The sequence below is a fragment of the Psychromicrobium silvestre genome (genome assembly GCF_013408295.1).
Lineage (GTDB): Bacteria > Actinomycetota > Actinomycetes > Actinomycetales > Micrococcaceae > Renibacterium > Renibacterium silvestre.
Genome location: NZ_JACBYQ010000001.1, coordinates 1,669,093 through 1,688,342, shown reverse-complemented (window position 1 = coordinate 1,688,342; position 19,250 = coordinate 1,669,093). Strand labels below are relative to the sequence as shown.

The 19,250-nt window shown below is 60.9% G+C and carries 21 protein-coding genes; 13 read left to right on the top strand and 8 right to left on the bottom strand.

Features of this window, described 5'->3' with window-relative positions:
* The first annotated feature begins 229 nt into the window (after positions 1-229).
* The gene (locus FHU41_RS08015) at positions 230-601 is read left to right on the top strand and encodes a thioredoxin family protein (protein ID WP_179389030.1); all 372 of its coding nucleotides are present in this window, start codon (positions 230-232) and stop codon (positions 599-601) included.
* 13 nt (positions 602-614) lie between these two features.
* Here FHU41_RS08015 and FHU41_RS08010 read toward each other — a convergent pair whose 3' ends face one another.
* Genes FHU41_RS08010 through FHU41_RS07995 form a run of 4 tightly spaced genes read right to left on the bottom strand, consistent with a single transcriptional unit; the run spans position 615 to position 3,477 of the window.
* Positions 615-887, bottom strand: coding sequence for an antibiotic biosynthesis monooxygenase (locus FHU41_RS08010; RefSeq protein ID WP_179389188.1), 273 nt, complete (start codon positions 885-887; stop codon positions 615-617).
* A gap of 16 nt (positions 888-903) precedes the next feature.
* Positions 904-1,299, bottom strand: coding sequence for a DUF952 domain-containing protein (locus FHU41_RS08005; RefSeq protein ID WP_179389029.1), 396 nt, complete (start codon positions 1,297-1,299; stop codon positions 904-906).
* Between the two features lie 18 nt (positions 1,300-1,317).
* A complete protein-coding gene (locus tag FHU41_RS08000) occupies positions 1,318-2,268 on the bottom strand; it encodes a DNA-3-methyladenine glycosylase family protein (protein WP_179389028.1) in 951 nt (316 codons plus the stop codon).
* A gap of 30 nt (positions 2,269-2,298) precedes the next feature.
* Positions 2,299-3,477 (bottom strand): SLC13 family permease, encoded by a 1,179-nt coding sequence (locus tag FHU41_RS07995; protein ID WP_179389027.1) that lies wholly within the window; start codon positions 3,475-3,477, stop codon positions 2,299-2,301.
* 67 nt (positions 3,478-3,544) lie between these two features.
* Here FHU41_RS07995 and FHU41_RS07990 point away from each other — a divergent pair, with 67 nt between their 5' ends.
* The 4 genes from FHU41_RS07990 (at position 3,545) to FHU41_RS07975 (ending at position 6,660) form a co-directional block, all read left to right on the top strand.
* Positions 3,545-4,762, top strand: coding sequence for a M20 metallopeptidase family protein (locus FHU41_RS07990; protein WP_179389026.1), 1,218 nt, complete (start codon positions 3,545-3,547; stop codon positions 4,760-4,762).
* Between the two features lie 65 nt (positions 4,763-4,827).
* Complete coding sequence (locus FHU41_RS07985; protein WP_179389025.1) at positions 4,828-5,664, top strand: alpha/beta fold hydrolase; 837 nt, start codon at positions 4,828-4,830, stop codon at positions 5,662-5,664.
* Positions 5,657-6,247, top strand: coding sequence for a TetR/AcrR family transcriptional regulator (locus tag FHU41_RS07980; RefSeq protein WP_179389187.1), 591 nt, complete (start codon positions 5,657-5,659; stop codon positions 6,245-6,247). The genes FHU41_RS07985 and FHU41_RS07980 overlap by 8 nt, the downstream gene beginning before the upstream one ends.
* Positions 6,244-6,660: a DUF4260 domain-containing protein gene (locus tag FHU41_RS07975; RefSeq protein ID WP_179389024.1), complete on the top strand. Its 417-nt coding sequence runs from the start codon at positions 6,244-6,246 to the stop codon at positions 6,658-6,660. Before FHU41_RS07980 ends, FHU41_RS07975 begins: the two co-directional genes overlap by 4 nt.
* Here the strand turns inward: FHU41_RS07975 and FHU41_RS07970 are convergent.
* Positions 6,611-7,498, bottom strand: coding sequence for a LysR family transcriptional regulator (locus tag FHU41_RS07970; RefSeq protein WP_179389023.1), 888 nt, complete (start codon positions 7,496-7,498; stop codon positions 6,611-6,613). The genes FHU41_RS07975 and FHU41_RS07970 overlap by 50 nt on opposite strands.
* Before the next feature lie 88 nt (positions 7,499-7,586).
* On the opposite strand from FHU41_RS07970, the gene FHU41_RS07965 reads away from it, so the two are divergent.
* From FHU41_RS07965 to FHU41_RS07955, 3 genes are read left to right on the top strand one after another with little or no spacing between them, the layout of a single operon-like run.
* A complete protein-coding gene (locus FHU41_RS07965; RefSeq protein ID WP_246279456.1) occupies positions 7,587-8,546 on the top strand; it encodes a DMT family transporter in 960 nt (319 codons plus the stop codon).
* A 34-nt stretch (positions 8,547-8,580) separates the two neighbouring features.
* Positions 8,581-9,957, top strand: coding sequence for a cystathionine beta-synthase (locus FHU41_RS07960; protein ID WP_179389021.1), 1,377 nt, complete (start codon positions 8,581-8,583; stop codon positions 9,955-9,957).
* Between the two features lie 23 nt (positions 9,958-9,980).
* Complete coding sequence (locus FHU41_RS07955; protein WP_179389020.1) at positions 9,981-11,138, top strand: cystathionine gamma-synthase; 1,158 nt, start codon at positions 9,981-9,983, stop codon at positions 11,136-11,138.
* 100 nt (positions 11,139-11,238) lie between these two features.
* Here FHU41_RS07955 and FHU41_RS07950 read toward each other — a convergent pair whose 3' ends face one another.
* Positions 11,239-11,919: an endonuclease domain-containing protein gene (locus FHU41_RS07950; protein ID WP_246279455.1), complete on the bottom strand. Its 681-nt coding sequence runs from the start codon at positions 11,917-11,919 to the stop codon at positions 11,239-11,241.
* 499 nt (positions 11,920-12,418) lie between these two features.
* Here FHU41_RS07950 and FHU41_RS07945 point away from each other — a divergent pair, with 499 nt between their 5' ends.
* From FHU41_RS07945 to FHU41_RS07925, 5 genes are all read left to right on the top strand, one after another.
* Positions 12,419-12,934 carry a winged helix-turn-helix transcriptional regulator gene (locus FHU41_RS07945; protein ID WP_179389018.1) on the top strand — a complete coding sequence of 172 codons (516 nt, stop codon included), beginning with the start codon at positions 12,419-12,421 and terminating at the stop codon, positions 12,932-12,934.
* On the top strand, positions 12,931-14,262 hold the full coding sequence (locus FHU41_RS07940) for an MFS transporter (RefSeq protein WP_179389017.1): 1,332 nt from the start codon (positions 12,931-12,933) through the stop codon (positions 14,260-14,262). The genes FHU41_RS07945 and FHU41_RS07940 overlap by 4 nt, the downstream gene beginning before the upstream one ends.
* Positions 14,263-14,448: 186 nt before the next feature.
* Entirely contained in the window at positions 14,449-15,180 is a 732-nt protein-coding gene (locus tag FHU41_RS07935) for a S1 family peptidase (protein ID WP_179389016.1), read from the top strand.
* A gap of 280 nt (positions 15,181-15,460) precedes the next feature.
* A complete protein-coding gene (locus FHU41_RS07930) occupies positions 15,461-16,198 on the top strand; it encodes a S1 family peptidase (RefSeq protein WP_179389015.1) in 738 nt (245 codons plus the stop codon).
* Between the two features lie 115 nt (positions 16,199-16,313).
* Positions 16,314-16,805: a GNAT family N-acetyltransferase gene (locus FHU41_RS07925; RefSeq protein ID WP_179389014.1), complete on the top strand. Its 492-nt coding sequence runs from the start codon at positions 16,314-16,316 to the stop codon at positions 16,803-16,805.
* Positions 16,806-16,849: 44 nt separating this feature from the next.
* On the opposite strand, the gene FHU41_RS07920 is transcribed toward FHU41_RS07925, so the two are convergent.
* On the bottom strand, positions 16,850-18,022 hold the full coding sequence (locus tag FHU41_RS07920; RefSeq protein ID WP_179389013.1) for an acyl-CoA dehydrogenase family protein: 1,173 nt from the start codon (positions 18,020-18,022) through the stop codon (positions 16,850-16,852).
* Positions 18,019-19,209, bottom strand: a complete 1,191-nt coding sequence (locus FHU41_RS07915; protein ID WP_179389012.1) for an amidohydrolase — start codon at positions 19,207-19,209, stop codon at positions 18,019-18,021. The genes FHU41_RS07920 and FHU41_RS07915 overlap by 4 nt, the downstream gene beginning before the upstream one ends.
* Positions 19,210-19,250: the final 41 nt, after the last annotated feature.

Here is a 19,250-nt window from a genome sequence, read left to right as displayed (position 1 = left end):
CAGGCCTGATTCTTTCGCTCGCCTTGTCCCTCAGCCCAAAACCCTCGTCGAGTGTGGAGGTCTGCACGTTAAACCGGCGTCTTAACGTGCAGACCTCCACACACTCGACGGCTTGGAAGCGGCTTGAGTGCGACGGGAGCGGCGTGCGGGGCGTAGGTGAGGGGAATGATGGGGAATATTGACCTCCTCGGCGTTGTTGCGCCGGGCGAGGAAAGGATAGGTTTGAACTATGGCGACTATCGATATCACCGGTGAAACTTTTGGCTCCACGGTAGAGGGCAATGACATTGTCCTGGTGGATTTCTGGGCTGGCTGGTGCCAACCGTGCTTGCGGTTCGCCCCCACCTACTCGGCTTCTTCGGAGAAGCACGACGACGTGGTGTTCGCCAAGGTGGACACCGAGGCTGAGCAGCAACTCTCGGCCGAAGCGAATATCACCTCGATTCCGACGCTGATGGCGTTCCGGGAAAAGGTCCTGGTCTTCTCGCAGCCCGGCGCGCTCAACCCGAGCCAACTTGAAGAGGTCATCACCGCGGTGAAGGCTTTGGACATGACCGAAGTGCACGCGGCAGTGGCCGCGCAGAAGGCTGAAAAGAACTAGAGCCTTCCGGGCTTTACAGTCTTTCGAGCTTCACAGGCTCGGCCAGCAGGGCGGAGAGCGATTCGTTCAAGTCCTGCACGGCCGAGCCTTTGCCGTGTGTGGCCAAAGCTTCCTCGGACTCCCACTGTTCGGTGAGCACGATCTGTTCCGGGGTGTCTTCGGTGACCTCATAACGCAGGCAGCCCGGCTCCTTGGCGACCTCTTCGATCGCAATGTCCAGGGCTAAACGCACCCGGAACTGCTCGCCGTCGTTGGGAATGAAAGTCGCCCCGCAAATTAACCAAATCGCTCATCCAGTAAGCCTAATCCTCCGGTGGGAACTCAAGCACATTGTGTCCGGATAACTCGGGCAGCTGGAAACGCCCGTCTTTGAATCCGGCCGGAAGCGCTGCCAACACCTGATTCGGATAGAGCGGTCCATAAAGATGTGGATAGTGCTCGCCCTGGCCGCCGTCTTCCCATTTCACTTTGGTGCCAGCCGCAGACACCGCCTCCAGATCGACCACAAGGACCAGCAACTCCGCCGGATCATCGGCGTAGAAAGCCTCGGCGACGATAGGAAGCTGAGCGGCTGTGGAACCGTGGATGAACCCGATCTGCTCCAGGGTGGCGCCCCTGGTGGACACGCGATAGCCCGCCGGATCGGTCAAAGCCGCGGTCCAGTCCTCCGCGTGCGCCAGATGCAGGATGGAAGTCATCTTGGCAGTCTAAACCGCTCAGATCCGGCGGTAGTCTCGCACGCTCATTCGAGGTCCATGCCGTTCCTTGCTGATTCCGGAAAGATAGAGCATCCGGACCACCCGCTGCCGATGCCCGCGCCAGGGTTCAAGTAGCTCCAGCATGCCGTCGTCGTCCACGGCCTCACCGGTCAGGGCGATGCCAACGAAACCGGGCAGGTGGTAATCGCCCACCGCCACCGCGTCCGGATCACCGTGGCTACGCTGCGTCACCTCGGCTGCCGTCCACGGACCAATACCCGAAATGCTCTGCAAACCAGCCCCGGCCTGGGTGGCATTTAAGCGACCGAGTCGTTCCAGGGCACTGGCACGCTGGAGTGCCCGCATCACGGTATCGGAGCGCTGTGGGCCAACTCCGGCTTGATGCCAGTGCCAGGACGGAATTTTCGACCAGACTGCCGCGCTTGGCGCTAACCTCAGCCGGGGCGGGAAGCCGCTGAGCTGGGCGCCCGGAGGCGTGGAGCCATACTGGTTGATCAGCCTTCGATAGCCCGAAAATGCTTCTTTACCGGTCACTTTTTGTTCCAGAATGAGCGGGATCAGACTGTCCAGAATGCGTCCGGTGCTGGGCAAGCGTAGGCCGGGGTGCCGCCGTCGAGCCTCCCTGACGTGGGCTGGCAGGCTGGCCTGAAAGCTGGCCGAATCGAATTCGGACCAATCGTCCTCGGCCCCGAGCAAGGCGGGAACTCCTTCCAGAGCAGCCTCCGCCCCGGGGCCGAGGGCCTGCGCCCGGACCTCCGTGCCGATTTGCCGCAGGCTCAGGGTTGCTGGCCCTAGCGGAGTATGGAAGGCAAACCACCAAGCGCCCTGGTGGAACACCGCGCAAGGATCGGTGGAACTTCGCTGCACGATGCCCACTGTGGCATGTAGGTCATAGCTGCCCTGTGCACGCCAGATCAGCTCGCGGGGCTGTTCGGAAGCGGTGCTCATACGATTATCGTCGCACGCCATACCGACAACTCAGCCGGGCAGTCCGGCGCTCAACCAGAGCGCCAGCACAGCCAGCGGGATGAGCACGACGACTAGCAGCAGTCCTAGCCCGGCGAAACGCAGCCAGGACACCTCAACCCCCAGATTTTTCAGCCGTTCATGCCAGAGCACGGTGGCCAAGGACGCCCAAGGGGTTAGTAGCGGGCCAAGGTTCACCCCAATCAGCAAGGCGGCGAGCCTGATCGGTGAATCCGCAACCGGCTCCAAGGCGAGATAAGCGGGAAGGTTATTGACCACATTCGCCGAAGCTGCGCCTAGCCCAGCCAATTGCAGCAACGGCAAATACCCCTCGCCCGGACCTGAGATGGCAGCTAAGAGCTGGGGCAAGCCACGGGACTGGAGGGTTTCTACGAGCAGAAACAGCCCCGCCGCCAGCATCAGTGGACGCCAGGGAACCATCCGCCAGCTCAGGGCTCCCGGGCGGCGGAGTGCAAAAGCCAGCAGCAGAACCAGCGCCGCGGCCAGCGCCGGATACTCCACTGGAATGCCGCTGACCAGCAGCGGTAAGAGCACGGCCACGACGACGGCGCAGATCAACAGCAGGGTACGATCTCTTGGTCTGGGCGCCGGTTCCGGCGTGAAACTGCCGCGGAAGTCCTTGCGAAAAAGTAGCCAGAGCGCGGCAATCGGGACGATGATCCCGATCAGCGCGGGTGCCCAGAGCGCCGAGGCGAATTGCCAGGGTGAATAGTTGAGTCGATGCTGAGCTAAAAGGTTGCTGAGATTGGAAACCGGGAGCAGCAGAGAGGCGGTATTGGCCAACCAAACGGTGGTTAAGGCGAACGGCATTGCAGGCAGCCGGGCATGCAAAGCCAGGAGTACCACCATCGGGGTAATGAGCACGGCCGTGGTGTCCAGGGAAAGGAAAATCGTGCTGAGTACGGAGAGCCCCAACACCATTACCCAGAGTAGGAGGACGCTGCCGCGCTTCCCCGCCCAGCGCGCTAGTGAGCCCGTCAGCGTTCTAAACAGGCCGGCGTCGTCCGCTAACTCGGTGACCAGAGTCATGGCTAGCACAAACAGCAATACCGGAACCGTACGCTGAGCCAATCCCCAGGCTGCCGGTCCCGGAAGGGCGCCGCTGAGCAGACAGCCCAGCCCGGCGAGCAGCAAGCCGCCCGGAAGGGCCCAGAGCCTGAAGATCTTCACCTGAGTATCCTGTCATGCCGATTGAGCCAGAAAGATCCGGTTCAACTTGCGAGAGTAGGGTGAAAGCATGACGACTCGAACTCAGGAACTTGCTGCCGAATTTGCCCCCGAGATGATTGCCCTGCGCCGAGATCTCCATCAAAACCCGGAGATCGGCCTTGACCTTCCGCAGACCCAGCGACGCATTCTTGAAGCCCTTGAACCCCTCGATTTGGAGATCACCTTGGGCAAAGGGCTTAGCTCGGTGACCGCTGTGCTTCGCGGCGGTGCTGCCCCGAACGATGCGCAGGACCGCCCAGTGGTGCTGCTGCGCGGCGATATGGACGGCTTGCCGGTGACCGAGCTGGTGGACGTCCCTTTCAAATCAACCAACGGGGCCATGCACGCCTGTGGGCACGATCTGCATGTGGCGGGCCTGGTTGGGGCAGCCAAGATCCTGCACGCGGTGCGTCAGGAACTTCCCGGTGATGTGGTCTTCATGTTCCAGCCCGGCGAAGAGGGCCCAGGCGGCGCGAAGCCGATGATCGATGAAGGTGTGCTCGATGCCGCGGGCAAGCGCGCCGATGCGGCCTATGGGCTGCATGTGATGTCCGATCAGGTTCCGCGCGGAATGTGGATCGGGAAGCCTAAAACCTTGATGGCTTCCCCGGATACCCTGCGGGTGAAGTTCATTGGACAGGGCGGGCACGGCTCCCGACCTTTCCAAGGCAATGATCCGGTTCCAGCCCTGTGCGAAGCGGTGCTGGCCCTGCAAACCATGGTCACCCGGCATTTCGATATCTTCGATCCGATTGTTGTTACGGTGGGCAGAATTGCCGCTGGGAGTAAGGAAAACATCATCCCGGACAGTGCCGAATTCGATGCCACCGTGCGTTCCTTTAGCCCGGAGAGCCGGGCCAAGGCCGAGGAGCTGAGCGTGGCGCTACTCAAGGGAATTGCCACGGCACACGGGCTGGAAGCCGAGGTGGAATTCGAGCACGTCTACCCGGTCACCGTCAATGACGAGGTTGAATTCGCCTTCACTCAGGGAGTTGTCGAGGATCTCTTTGGTGCCGAGCGTTTCCACTTGCTGGAAAACCCGATTCCCGGTGGCGAGGACTTTTCCTTTGTGCTCGAAGAGGTTCCAGGAACCTATATTTTCCTCAGTGCCTGCGCACACGAAGACCTGCGGAAGGCGGATGGCAATCATTCTCCGCGCGCGGCCTTCGACGACGTTGTGCTACCTGACGGTGCCGCGCTGCTGGCTGAACTGGCGGTGCGCAGGCTGAACCGGGCTGATTCCTGAGGCTATCCAAACCCACTGAGAAAAGGGGCTTGCCAAAGTAGGCTAATGACATTAGCTTTATAGCTATGAACATTTCCTATCTGTCTCGTCCCGAGGGGCGGATTGCCTACACCGTGCAGGGCTCCGGCCCTTTGCTGGTCGCTATTCCGGGAATGGGAGATTTGGCGTCCGGCCTCTCCAGGCTGGCAGCCGAACTTGCCAGCGCAGGTTACCGGGTTGCCGTGATGGACCTGCGCGGTCACGGCAACTCGGACACCAGCTTCCGACTACATGGCGATCAAGCAACCGGAGAGGACCTGTTGGCGCTGATCGAGCAACTCGGTGGTGCCGCCGTCGTACTGGGAAACTCAATGGGAGGCTCCGCCGCAGTCTGGGCCGCCGTCGAACGACCGTCCGCAATCGCCGGGCTGGTGCTCTACAGTCCCTTCCTGCGCAACCCGGCTAGCGGTGCCTTCGCCCAGACCATGATCAAGTTGGTGTACCGGCTACTCTTCCTGCCGCCCTGGGGTGCCGGTCTGTGGTCCAGTCTCTACCGAGGCTTCAATAAGGGCAGGCGGGCGCCTTCACTGCCGGAGCACGTGGCCGCGATCAAGGCGAGCCTCCGTGAGCCGGGCAGGCTGCGATCACTGCGCGAATTGGCTGTGCAACTAGATCATCAGGTGGTGGAGGACCGCTTAGCAGACCTGAAGACCCCGGGCCGCGTCTTTATTGGACAGAGCGATCCCGACTTCAGCGACCCCGCCGCAGAAAGTGCCTGGATGAAGGGGCTCGGGTTACGGGCCGAACTAGTGCCAGAATCCGGGCACTATCCGCACCTGCAACGTCCTGAGCTGGTCCTTCCCGCCACCGTCGAATTCCTCACCGAACTTCGGCAGACTGGCCTCTGGGGTGCGAATGCCTAGGGCGGGGCTCAACCGGGCGGCCGTAACCCAGGCTGCACTCAAGGCGGTCGACGGCGGCGGCAGCAGCGGATTTACCGACCTCACCTTGGCTTCAATCGCCTCCGCCGCGGGGGTGGCGGTGCCAAGTCTTTATAAACACGTTGAATCACTCGCCGATCTCAAACGTTTGGTGGCGCTAGCCTCGGTGGCCGAGCTGACCGACCGAATGAGCGCCGCCACGATCGGTAGGGCAGGGCCCGAGTGCCTGGCCGCGATGGCGCAAGCCGTACGGGCCTTCGCCAAGGAACACCCTGGCCGCTACGCCGCCTCACAGCAGGCAGCGAACCCGAACGACCCCGCAGATCAGGAGCTTGCCGAGAGCGGGGTGCGCGCAGTGGAGCTGATCGGCGGAGTACTGCGTGGCTTCGAACTGCCGGATGCGCTCAGTATTGACGCCATCAGAATGATCCGCAGTGCCTTACACGGCTTTATCGTACTGGAGCTGGGCGGCGGCTTCGGGCTTCCCGACGACCTGGATAAGAGCTTCTCGCTGCTAGTGCACTCAGTGACCTCGGGGGTCCAACAGCTCGCCGAACTGCAATGACCCCGGTCCGGGCGCAGCACCTCGAAAACGCTGCCTTAGCCTTGCTCGTCGCCGTGCTCTTTGTCGGGGCAGGGTTCGACTGGTGGTGGCTATTGCTCTGCTTCGTGGTTTTCGACCTCTCCGCGCTTGGCTACCTCCGCAACCCGAAGTTCGGCGCCTTCTGCTACAACTTAGTCCATCACTATGCGCCACCCGCGCTGCTGGCGATTCTTTACTGGGCCTTGCGCTCAGCGGGAATTGAGCTCTGGATTCTGGGATTGCTGGCCGGGAGCTGGGCATTCCATATTGCGGTCGATCGAGCGCTTGGGTACGGACTCAAATATGACGATAACTTCCAGCACACCCACCTTGCCTGGCTGGGTGCTAGCGGGCGCTCAGTTGTAGCGCCGCCCAGTCCCTCAGAGCCTCAATGAGTGCATCGGTGAGTGGATGCCAGGGCATGCCCTGCGGGCCGGTCAGCACCAGATCTCGCTGCAGCCTTGGTACAAGCGGCAGCAGTACGAGCTCTTCGGGGAGCATCGCTTGACCCAGGCTGGGCATAATGCCGACGCCGATGCCCTGGCGGACCAGACTCAGCAAGGTGCCGAGTTCCCGGACTCGTTGAGTGGCGGTGTAGCGAATCCCGGCAAGCTCGTGAATCCTGCGGACCTGCTCTTCACATCCGCCGGTGGAGGAAATCAAGCCGTCTTCGAGGAGCTCCGCCAGTGGGATCTCAGCCTCGCCAACGAGAGGGTGATCCTTCCGAATCAAAGCGCGGAAATCATCGCTACCCAGCCAGCGCGAACCGGGCTGCGGCTCCATCGGATCGACCAGAATTGCGGCATCGACTAGGCCGCTTTCCAGCCAGTCCGGCAACTCCTCATCGTCGCCTTCGTAGACCTGAACATCAACATGCGGCAGCCGCGCATTCCACAGTTGTAACAATTCCGGCAGCAGGCCTTGGCAGACGGTGGGTACGGCCGCCAATCGGACCACTCCGGAAGCCTCTCCGGATTGTTCCCGAACGCTGGCTTCGAGGGCATCTACGGTGGCTAAGACAGTTCGGGCGCGGGGGATCAGTAACTCGCCTAGGGAGGTGAGGCAGACGCCGTTTTTCCGGCTCAGTACCTGCTGCCGCAGCTCCTTTTCCAAACTGGAGATGGCATGGGACACCGCGGATTGGCTGATTCCCAAGGCTCCCGCGGCAGCGGAAAAACTACTGTGATCCACGACGGCGGTGAAGGCGCGGAGTTGCGCTATGGTCACGGACATGAGAACTCCTCATGGGTGGATAAGTTTTTCATATTTGATTCATAGCCGGATGTCTCCTGATACTAGACCTGAATCTAAGGAGCTCAGAATGGTCGAATCAGCTCGTCCCGGCACGCGCAAACCACTGGTGCTTTTGGCCTATCTAGCCCTGGCCGCCACCTGGGGTGCGAGTTTCCTGTTCATGAAGGTGGGGTTGGAAGGCCTGTCTTCGGCGCAGGTGGTGTGGGGTCGCTTAGCCTTTGGGGCACTCGCTCTAGTGGCTCTGATGATTTTCAGCAGGCGGCGCTGGCCTCGCGAACGGCGGATCTGGGGTCATATGCTCGTCGTCTCCATCTTTTTCTGCGTGGTGCCCTACCTGCTCTTCGCTTGGGCCGGGCAGTTCCTGCCCTCTGGACTCTCCAGCATCCTGAACGCGACCACGCCGGTGATGACCTTAGTGATCTCTGCCGTGATGTTGCCGCAAGAGCGACTCAACCGCCTACAAATCAGCGGCGTGCTACTCGGCGTCTTAGGAGTGCTGCTTGTCGTCGGCCCCTGGCAACTGATCGGTGATCCGGCTTTTCTGAGCTCTATTCCTGCGCAACTTGCTTGCCTGGCGGCTACCGCCTGCTACGGCGTTGGCTTGAGTTACCTGCGGCGCTTTGTTTCCGGAACGCATAACTACGATGCCACCACGATTGCCGCCGTCCAGATCGTCTTAGCCTTTGCGCTTGCCTGCGTATTGGCTCCCTTCAGCATGCTGAACCCGGTGCAGTTGAACTGGCCGGTAATTCTCAGCATTCTGCTGCTTGGCGTGCTAGGCACCGGCTTCGCCTATGTCTGGAGCACCATGATTGTCGGGGCTTGGGGTGCCACCGCAGCCTCCACTGTGACCTATTTGGCTCCAGTGGTCGGGGTGATCCTGGGCGTCCTAGTGCTACACGAAAGTCTGCATTGGAATGAGCCGGTGGGTGGGGCGATCGTGGTCCTCGGCATCCTACTCAGCCAGGGCAGGCTTCGCTGGCCGCTGCGAGAGCGCGGTTCGGCTTCGGAAAAGCTCACCGTCTGAGGGTTTCAGGCCCCCAGACGGTACGCTGGATTGCATGAAATACGCCAACTCGGTGCTGGACTTGATCGGCAACACTCCACTGGTCAAACTCAATAAGGTCACCGAGGGCATCCAAGCCACCGTGCTGGCCAAGGTTGAATACTTCAACCCGGGAGGCTCCGCTAAGGACCGGATCGCGGTCAAGATGCTCGACGAGGCAGCCAAAGAGGGCAAAATTGCTCCGGGTGGCACCATCGTCGAACCCACCTCGGGGAACACCGGGGTAGCCATGGCCATGGTCGCCCAGCAGCGCGGTTACCACTGCGTCTTTGCCGTGCCGGACAAAATCGCCGAGGACAAGCGCGCAGCCTTGCGGGCCTACGGTGCGGAAGTAGTGGTGACGCCCACCGCGGTAGCAGCCGATTCCCCGCAGTCCTATTACGGCGTTTCGGACCGTTTAGCTGCCGAGATCCCGGGAGCCTATAAGCCCGACCAGTTCTCCAACCCGAATGGCCCACTGAGCCATTATGAATCCACCGGACCGGAGATTTGGCGGGATACTGACGGCAAGGTGACTCACTTCGTGGCCGGCGTAGGCACCGGCGGCACGATTACCGGAACCGGGCGCTATCTGCGCGAAATCTCCGCGGATCGGCCCAGTGGCGAGGTACAGATTATCGGCGCGGACCCGGAGGGCTCGGTCTACTCCGGTGGCACCGGTCGGCCCTATTTGGTCGAAGGCGTCGGCGAAGATATTTGGCCGGGTTCTTACGATCCAGCGGTACCGCACGAGGTACTGGCCATTTCCGACGCCGATAGCTTCTCGATGACTCGCAGGCTAGCTCGCGAAGAAGGCTTGCTGGTGGGTGGATCTTCCGGAATGGCCGTGGTCGCCGCGCTCCAAATTGCCGCTGAGCTGGGCCCGGAGGATGTGGTGGTGGTGCTACTGCCGGATTCCGGACGCGGCTACTTGGCAAAGATTTTCAACGATGAGTGGATGCAAAGCTACGGATTCCTGAAGGTCACAGACCAGCCCGCAGTGGGCGAGGTGCTGCGCTCCAAGACCGGGCAGCTTCCCGATCTGGTGCACATTCATCCGAATGAGACGGTGCGTGATGTGATCCGGCTGATGGACGAATACGGCGTTTCCCAGGTCCCCGTGCTGACCGCTGAGCCGCCCGTGGTGATGGGCGAGGTAATTGGTTCCGTAGATGAGAGATTACTCACCGCGAAGCTCTTTCGCGGCGAAGCCAAGATGACCGATAAAATTACCGAACATATGGCCGCGAAGCTTCCGATGATCGGTTCCTTGGAGCCGATTTCCGCCGCCCGAGCCAAATTGCAGGATGTCGATGCACTGATGGTGACCTTCGTCGGCGCGCCGGTGGGAATTCTGACCCGGCATGATTTGCTGTTCTACCTGCAGGACTAAGAGAACTTTCAAGGAGTACGTATATGAGCGATGTCAGCAGCCTGGGTTTCAACACCCGTGCCATCCATGCCGGGCAAGAACCCGATCCGGTAACGGGAGCCGTGGTAGGCGGAATTATCCAGTCCTCCACCTTTGCACAGGATGGTATTGGCCAATTGCGCAGCGGCTATGAATACGGCCGTGGCACCAACCCGACTCGCGATTCGCTACAGGCTCAGCTGGCCGCCGTCGAGCATGGCAAGCACGCCTTCTCCTTCTCCTCCGGATTGGCTGCTGAGGATGCCCTGATCCGGGCGATCCTGCGGCCCGGTGACCACATTGTGCTGGGCAATGATGCTTATGGCGGCAGCTACCGGCTGATCAACCGGGTGCTGGGGCCGTGGGGCGTGACGCATTCGACGGCGGATATGGCTTCCCCGGAGCAGGTCGCCGCTGCGGCAACCGAGTCGAGCAAACTGTTCTGGGTGGAGACGCCCTCGAACCCGATGATGAAGATCACCGATATCGCCGCGCTCGCCGAACTGGCACATTCTCACGGTGCGCTGCTGCTGGTGGATAACACCTTCGCTTCACCCTATTTGCAGAATCCACTCGATCTTGGTGCCGATATCGTGGTGCACTCAACCACTAAGTACATTGGCGGGCACTCCGATGTGATCGGTGGAGCCGTGGTGGTTCGGGACGATGAGCTGGCCGAGAAGATTGGCTTCGTGCAGTTCGCGGTCGGTGCGGTCTCCGGCCCGATGGACGCCTTTTTGACCACCCGTGGGCTGAAAACCCTGGGCGTGCGGATGGATCGGCACTCCAGTAACGCCACGCAGATTGCACAATGGCTGCAAGGACGCCCTGGAGTTGAGCAGGTGCTTTACCCAGGGCTGCCGGAACACCCCGGGCACGAGCTGGCCAAGCGGCAGATGAAGGCCTTTGGCGGGATGATTTCGGTGCAGTTCGCCGGTGGGGCTGCCGCCGCGCGAACCGTGGCTGAATCGACCAAGCTGTTCACCCTGGCCGAATCCCTAGGTGGCATCGAGTCCTTGATGAACTACCCCTCGGAGATGACTCACGCCTCGGTCAAGGGCACTGAACTGGCGGTTCCGGAGAACCTGGTTCGGCTCTCCGTGGGCATCGAAGATGCCTCAGATCTGATTGACGACCTCGATGCGGCCCTCAAAAAGATCTAAGTAATCTCCCACTCCATCGCGTCCATCGCGTCCTTCGCGTCCTTCGCGTCCATCGCTCGAGTGCACACATAACGCCCATGTTGGGGGTCCCGGATGGGCGTTAAGTGTGCACTCGCGAAGGAATTGGTGGAGGGAGGCTCCGATTGAGGGCACGGCGGACTTTGTCTAGCACCGCTGGGTGGTCTCCCTCGAGGTCTTGAGCACCTATCCTGATTTCCTGCCAGCCCAGTCGCTCCGTCTCCAAGGCTCTACGGATGTCCCGTTGATACTGCTCGGCGGTCCCATGATGTGCGCCGTCATATTGAAGCGCGATCTTGGCATTTCGGTAGCCAGCATCCGGCCACACCACAGCCGTCCCACTCTCGTTCCGAAGCGCCAGATTCAGCTCGGGCTCGGGCAGTCCGGCTTCGATGAGTAGCAATCTCATCTTTGTTTCGGGTGGCGAATCCGCCCCGATCCGCATGAGATCCAAGGCCAGCCGCGCCGTTTTCACTCCACGTCGCCCGGGATGTCGAGAAGTGGTGGTGCGCAGGTTTTGTGGAGAGCAGATTCCTTCTCGTGGGAAAGGGAACTCTGGGCCGTGTGCACAAATGAGGTGATCTGCCGCGATGACTAAGTCATGAAGTGATAGAGAAGCCGCCAAATCTAGCCAGCTGCGCTGCGGTGTGGTGACTCGGACACCGTTGACCAGCTGAACTTCTTCAGGGTGGAAAGTCACCCGATGACCAACAACATTGCCTCGCCGGGGTTGGGTGCGGAAGCGACCGTGGGCTAAGTGCATCCTCCAATCCTGCTGAGCCCACGGCGGCAAGGGGATGCGCCAGAAATGGGCGGCTGAGATTCCGTAGAGTATCGCGCTTTGGTCGAGTTGGTGCACAGCACCGAGCACGGACCCTGCCGATGGGATTGCTTCCCTGGGCAGGCGGAGACCTCGAGAGAGAGTGATTAAATCGTTAGCCCGGGTACGCTTTCGCGGGATTGAAAGGGCATCGGATTCCTTCAAGGTAAACGGCGAGCTGCAAAGCTTTTCGGGTAATTGCGTTTTCTTCATACTGGATTGTCAATCAAAACCGATCTCGAAAATGAGTTATCCACAGGCAAAATGCCCCCTAGTCGCGCGAGTGCACACTTAACGCCCATCCTGGACTCCCAACATGGGCGTTAAGTGTGCACTCGCGCGTAAATCGCGGGGATCGAGTGGGCATCGGGATCGATGGGGCCCTCAAAAAGATCTAAGTAATCTCCTGGCTTTCTCGAAGATAGTCAGATAGCGTGACCGAATGCCTTTGCGTTCTGATTGGTCTCAACGTCCTTGTCCCATTGCCCGGGGCCTCGAAACTTTCGGCGATCCCTGGTCAATGATGGTGCTGCGGGAGATCTTTTTCGGTAATAATCGCTTTACCGCGATTAAGGAACGACTCCAGGTAGCGGACACCGTGCTGAGCAAACGCCTGGCCGGACTATGTGAGGCTGGGCTGCTGGAACGCCGCAAATATGATGGCGGCCAGCGGTCCCGGCTGGAGTATGTGCTCACCGAGGCGGGCGCCGATGCGCTACCGATCTTCAACGCACTGACGCTGTGGTCGGAGAAACACCTGAACCCACCAAGCGATCAAGCACATATGTACTTGCTGCACCGCGACTGTGGGCAGCGCAGCAACTCTGCGGAGCGCTGCGAACACTGCGGAACCGAGCTGACCGCCAGGAACACCAGCTGGCATTCACTGACTCGTTCCGAACAACCGATCCCGCTGGATTTGGCTCTGGCCGGAACAGCCCAGGGGAGTGCAGCATGAGCGTACAGACGAAGACCAGGCGGCGCTTGCATCCGGCTTGGTTGGTTGCCGCCGTCGGGCTTTTAGCTCTGGTGGGCGCGGCAGGGTTCCGAGCAGCACCCGGAGTGCTGATGGTGCCCCTGCAAGACGAGTTTGGCTGGCCCACCACGGTGCTATCCGCCGCGGTGAGCATTAACCTGTTGCTCTTTGGGCTGACGGCGCCCTTCGCGGCCGCCCTGATGGGCAGGTTCGGGATTCGCCGGGTGACCGCGATTGCGCTCGGGCTGATCGGAGCGGGCAGTGCGCTGACCGTCTTCGTCGAACAGTCCTGGCAGATCCTGCTCACCTGGGGTGTTTTGATCGGACTGGGCACTGGATCGATGGCCCTGGTCTTCGCGGCCACCATTGTGGACACCTGGTTCGTCAAACACCGTGGCCTGGTTCTCGGCATCCTGACGGCAGGCAGCGCGGCGGGACAACTGGTTTTCCTACCGATTATCGCGCAGCTCGCCCAATCACCGGGCTGGCGGGAGGCTTCCTTACTGATTGCGGCCGGCGCCGTGGCGGTGATCCCGCTGGTGCTGATCTTCATGAAGAACAAGCCCTCCGACGTCGGCGTATTACCTTTTGGCGCGGACGCCTTGGAAAGCACGGATGCCTTGGAGAGCGCGGATACCCCCGAGAGTTCGGATACCCCGCAAGCCGGAACGGAACCGAAACAGAACGCCGCCTTGCATGCGCTCAGCGTGCTGCGCCGAGCGTCCAAGGTCCCGACCTTTTGGGCGCTAGTTGCGGGCTTTGCGATCTGCGGAGCCACCACGAACGGCTTGATCGGGACCCACTTCATCCCCTCCGCCCATGACCACGGCATGCCGGAGACCACTGCGGCAGGCTTGCTCGCCGTCGTCGGCGTCTTCGACATCGTCGGTACCATCGCCTCGGGCTGGCTGACCGACCGCTTCAATCCCAAGATTTTGCTGGCTCTTTACTACCAGTTCCGGGGCATCGGACTGCTGGTCTTGCCGCTGCTCTTGAGCGCCACCGTGCAGCCATCGATGGTGATTTTCGTGGTGATTTACGGGCTTGACTGGGTGGCTACCGTGCCACCGACGGCCGCGATTTGCCGGAGAGTTTTCGGCTCTGACGGAAGCATTGTCTTTGGCTGGGTCTTCGCCGCTCACCAGGTGGGTGCGGCGATCGCGGCTACTCTGGCGGGCGTGGTGCGGGACGCCACCGGTCAGTACACCTATGCCTGGTTCGGGGCGGCCGCGCTGTGCACGATGGCGGCGGTGATCTCGGCAACCATGCGGAAGGATCGGAAGCCGGGTTCCGTTCCCGTTCCCAGCTAATTACCAGCCAAAAAGGCCCTTCCTGTAAACCACAAGATAGTTACCTTCCAATTGCCTGGGATTCGCCCCGCAAAAGCTACCGCGCGAGTAGCGTTCATCGCGGATACCGGGCCATCCTGACCCGGCCCTTTGGGGGAAAGTCCGGTGAGCCGAACGCTCGCCGCGAAAACAGAACAAAGGATAGGTATGAACAAGGTCTTTAAGTCGGTGCTTGTCGGCGTCGGAGCAGCCACGATGGCTCTCCTCGGTGCGGGTGCGGCCACCGCCGCCCCCGTGAGTAGTGCGCCCACTCCAAAAATTATTGGTGGCACCCAGGCTCCGGCCACGCCCTGGGAAGTTCAGCTCGACTTCGGGCTGAACGGTGGCGAGTACGGCTGTACCGGCGAAGCCATCTCGGCTAACTGGATCCTCACCGCACAGCACTGTGTGGACGGGATTAGCTGGATGGACGTCTACTACAGCAATAGCACCTCCAACCCCGGCACCCCGATTGCGGCGGACGCTGTTTACGGATCACCTTATGGCGATGTGGCCTTGGTGCACCTATCCAGCTCGCACACGCTGAGCTCCTACCCGGCTTTGGCCTCGAGCTACACCCCGACCTCGGGTGCGACCGGAACCATTATGGGTTATGGACTGCGCGCTAATGGAGTGCAGCCCACCGGTCTTTACCAAGCAAATGTGCAGGTACTGGGTTCCAGCACGGATGCCTATGGTGGAGCGGCAGTTCATATCCAGGGTGTCAATGGAGCCTCGAACCACGGTGATTCCGGTGGCCCGCTGATTGTTGGCGGCAAGATCGTCGGCGTCTGCTCCACCGGTGACGTAGCGGATCCGGGTTCGGATACCCATGCCAGCAGCAACTACGCGAACCTGACCGGCTCGCGCAGCTGGATCAAGAGCACTTCCGGAGTTTAGTCCCGGAACTTAAGCACGACGGCGGTCCGGTTACCTTGAATGGTGACCGGGCCGCCGTCGTTAATCCCAGCAAGAATCTCAGCCAGATTCCCAGCCAGCGATCAGCTTGAGTCGCCGTTTCTGCAAACTACATTCCAGTTACCTCTTAATTGGCTGGGAGTTCGGTTTTCGATTGCATCACGGCGGTAGCGTTCATCACGGATGCAGGCCAACACGGCGGCTTCCGAGTGAAGACTGGCTGGCGAAGATGCCAGCCGTGAACACAGAACAAAGGATGGGTATGAACAAGATTTTCAAGTCGGTCCTGATCGGAGCAGGAGCAGCCACTCTGGCGCTGCTCGGCGGAGGCGCGGCAACCGCGGCTCCGGTAAGCGGTGGCGGAGCCACCACTAACATTGTCGGCGGCACCCAGGCCCCGGCCACTCCTTGGGCGGTCCAATTGATCTTCCAGCAGGGTGGCACCGACAGCTATGGCTGCACGGGTGAAGCCATTTCGGCCAGCTGGATTCTGACCGCAAAACACTGCGTTGACGGAACCACAGCCATGAACGTCTACTTCAGCAATAGCACCAGTAACCGTGGTACTGCTATCAAGGCTGACCAGCTCAAAGCCTCACCCTATGGCGATGTGGCCCTGGTGCACCTGTCCACGGCACATGCACTGAGCTCCTACCCGGCCCTGGCCGCCAGCTACGCCCCGACCGTGGGCGCTACCGGAACCATCATGGGTTACGGTCTGCGGGCTAACCAGACTCCTTCCACCGGTCTCTACCAAGCCAATATCAAGGTTCTCGGTACCAGCTCGGATGCTTATGGTGGCCCCGCGGTTCACATCCAGGGTGTTTCCGGTGCAGCCAACCACGGTGATTCCGGTGGCCCGCTGATCATCGGCGGCAAGATTGTCGGTGTCTGCTCCACGGGCGACAGCGCCGATCCAGGTTCAAACACCCAGGCTGGCAGCAACTATGCCAACCTGACCACCTCACGTAGCTGGATCACCAGCACTTCGGGAGTCTAATCCCGAAACTTTAGTACGACGGCGGCCCGGTTACCTTTGATGGTGACCGGGCCGCCGTCGTACTGCTTATAGGGTGAGATAAAAGGAAGTCCTAGGTGAGTTTGACGGGGGCAGCATGAATCAGCAGAGCGGCTTTGTGGTCCGAGCACCGCTGGCGGAAGAGCTTTCTGTGCTGGCGGAACATGAGCCGCCGAACTCAGGGATTGCCGCCAGCCATTTTGCCGCCCACCTCTTAGGGCAGGTCAGCTTCGCGGTGGCATGGGACGGTTCTAAGCCGTTGGGATACGTTGTTCTGGACCACGAATCGGCAGCGCATCGGCCCGAGCTCAAACATCTCTTTGTGTATCCCCAGGCACGGCGACGTGGGGTGGCCGGTTCGCTTTGCGATTGGGGAGAACGGCAGGCCCGGGCACTGAAGTTCTCGGTGATCTATCTTGCCGTGGGGCTCCTCAACGAACCCGCGAGAAATCTGTATCGAGCCCGAGGATTTCGGTCCATCGGTGAAATTGTGCAAACGAGTTATGAGTACCCGGACTCCGATGGCAGGCTCCGGCTAATCACGGAGAAAGACGAGTTCTTCTTGAAGAGCCTGTCAGGCCCGGAGTGATTGCTGCTTGTAAGTCGCTCCTTAGCCGCGGCCTTCGCTGTTCGTTAGCCGCGGAAAGCCGAATGCCCGGTGAGGTACTGGCCCAAGATCAGGGTGTGCACCTCGTCGGTGCCCTCATAGGTCCGCACCGATTCCAGATTATTGGCGTGCCTTAGCGGGGAGTAGTCCAAGGTGACGCCGTTGCCGCCCAGGATGCTGCGCGCGGTATGGCAGATTTTCAGCGCTTCGCGGACGTTATTCAGCTTGCCCACCGAGATCTGTTCCGGCCGGAGCTTCCCAGTATCCTTCAAACGGCCGGTGTGCAGGGCCAGTAACTGGCCCTTCTGTAGCTCTAGCATCATGTCGACCAGCTTCTGTTGGGTTAGTTGGAAGCTGCTGAGCGGCCGCTCGAAGGGCTCTCTTTCGGAGGCGTAGCTCAGTGCCGTCTCGAAGGCGTCCCGGGCGGCTCCCATCGCGCCCCACATAATGCCGTAGCGGGCCTCATTCAAACAGGAAAAGGGGCCGCGCAGCCCCTTCGCCCCGGGCAATAGAGCCTCTTCGGGTAGCTCGACATTCTCAAAAAGAACATCGCACTGCACCGAGGCTCGCATCGATAATTTCGGTTCGATTGGGGTGGCCGTGAAACCGGGATTGTCCGTGGGCACCAGGAAACCGCGTACTCCATCGCCTTCCGGATCGCCTTCGGTGCGTGCCCAGACCACGGCGATCTTGGCCACCGAAGCCAGGCCGATCCAGCGCTTGGCACCATTCAGCAGCCAGCCATCCGCAGTGCGTTTCGCAACGGTGCTCATTGAACTAGGATCGCTGCCAGCGCTCGGCTCGGTGAGCGCAAAACAGCCGATCAGTTCACCGCGTGCCATCGACGGCAGGAAACGCTGTTTCTGATCCTCGGACCCCCAGAGGTGAATCGCGGTCATCGCGAGCGACCCCTGCACCGAGACGAAGGTGCGGATGCCGGAATCCCCGGCCTCCAGTTCCAGCGCACTCAGGCCATATTCGACGGCGCTCCGGCCAGCGCAGCCGTAGCCCTGAAGGTGCATCCCTAGAACGCCCAATTCACCGAGTTCCGGAACTAGTTCTAGCGGGAACTCTGCTCGTTCAAACCAGCGGGCAATATTTGGCTTGATTCGCCGCTCGGTAAATTCGCGGACCTTGAGTTGCTGGCTCCGTTCGGCCTCGTTGAGCTGGCCGTCCAGGTCCAGCACATCGTGCTTCATCGCGGTGCCACCACCCCGGCACGATTCTCCTGGTCGTAGTGATAGACGGACTTGCCTGCTATGAAAACTTCGGTGGCGCGCTGCATTACGTCGAGCGGATCGCCGCTCCAGAGCACCAGATCGGCATCCTTACCGGTCTTGAGCGAACCGATACGGCCTTCCAAGCCCAGCACCTTTGCCGGATTGATGGTGATCGAACGCAGCGCGGTTTCGCGGTCCAAGCCCTCCTTGATTGCCAGGGTGGCCTGGTGTACCAGGAAGTGAATGGGCACCACCGGATGATCGGTGATGATGGAAATTTCGACGCCGGCCGCCGCCAACTTGCCAGGGTTCGCGATGGAGCGGTTGCGAAGTTCCATTTTCGAGCGTGAGGTGAACAGCGGCCCGATCAGTACCGGGATCTTTTTCTCCGCGAGCATCGGGGCGAGTAGGTGCGCCTCGGTGCCGTGATCGATGACCAACTCGTAGCCGAATTCCTCGGCGATCCGCACCGCGGTAGCGATGTCATCGGCCCGGTGTGCGTGCTGCCGCCAAGGGATTTCACGACGTAGCACCAGGCCGAGCGCCTCAAGTTTGAGATCCTTGGCCTTACGGTCCTTCGCCGGGGTATTCAGGTAGTCCTGGGCTTCCTGAAAGGCCTTGCGAATCACCAGCGCGGTGCCTAAACGAGTGGAGGGAGTCTGCTTCTTTTCGCCGTAGACCCGCTTCGGGTTCTCCCCGAGTGCCGCCTTCAAGCCGCTGGGCTCGCGCAGCACCATATCGTCAACATAACCGCCGTGGGTGTGCAGGGCAACAGTTAAGCCGCCGACCGGGTTACCCGAACCCGGGTTCACGTTAACCGTGGTGATGCCACCGGAGAGGGCATCGTCGAAGCCCATTTCCCGCGGATTAATGCCGTCCAGGGCTCGCACTGCCGCCGTGACCGGATCGGTCATCTCATTGGTGTCATTACCCATCGAGCCCTCGGCTTCTTCGTGCACGCCCAGGTGGGTGTGGGCATCGATGAAGCCGGGTAGCAGCCACTGGCCCTGGGCGTCGATGACCTCTGTGGAGCCTCTGGGGGCTTTGACCTTGGGGCCTAATTCGGTGATCTTGCCCGCATTGACTACCAGGCCGCCGTCGAACGGTTCGCCTTCAACCGGCACGATATGAGCATTAACAATAACGAGGGAGGGTTTCACAGCCATGTCCCTCAGCCTATCCCCACAAAATCCCAACCAGCTATCCC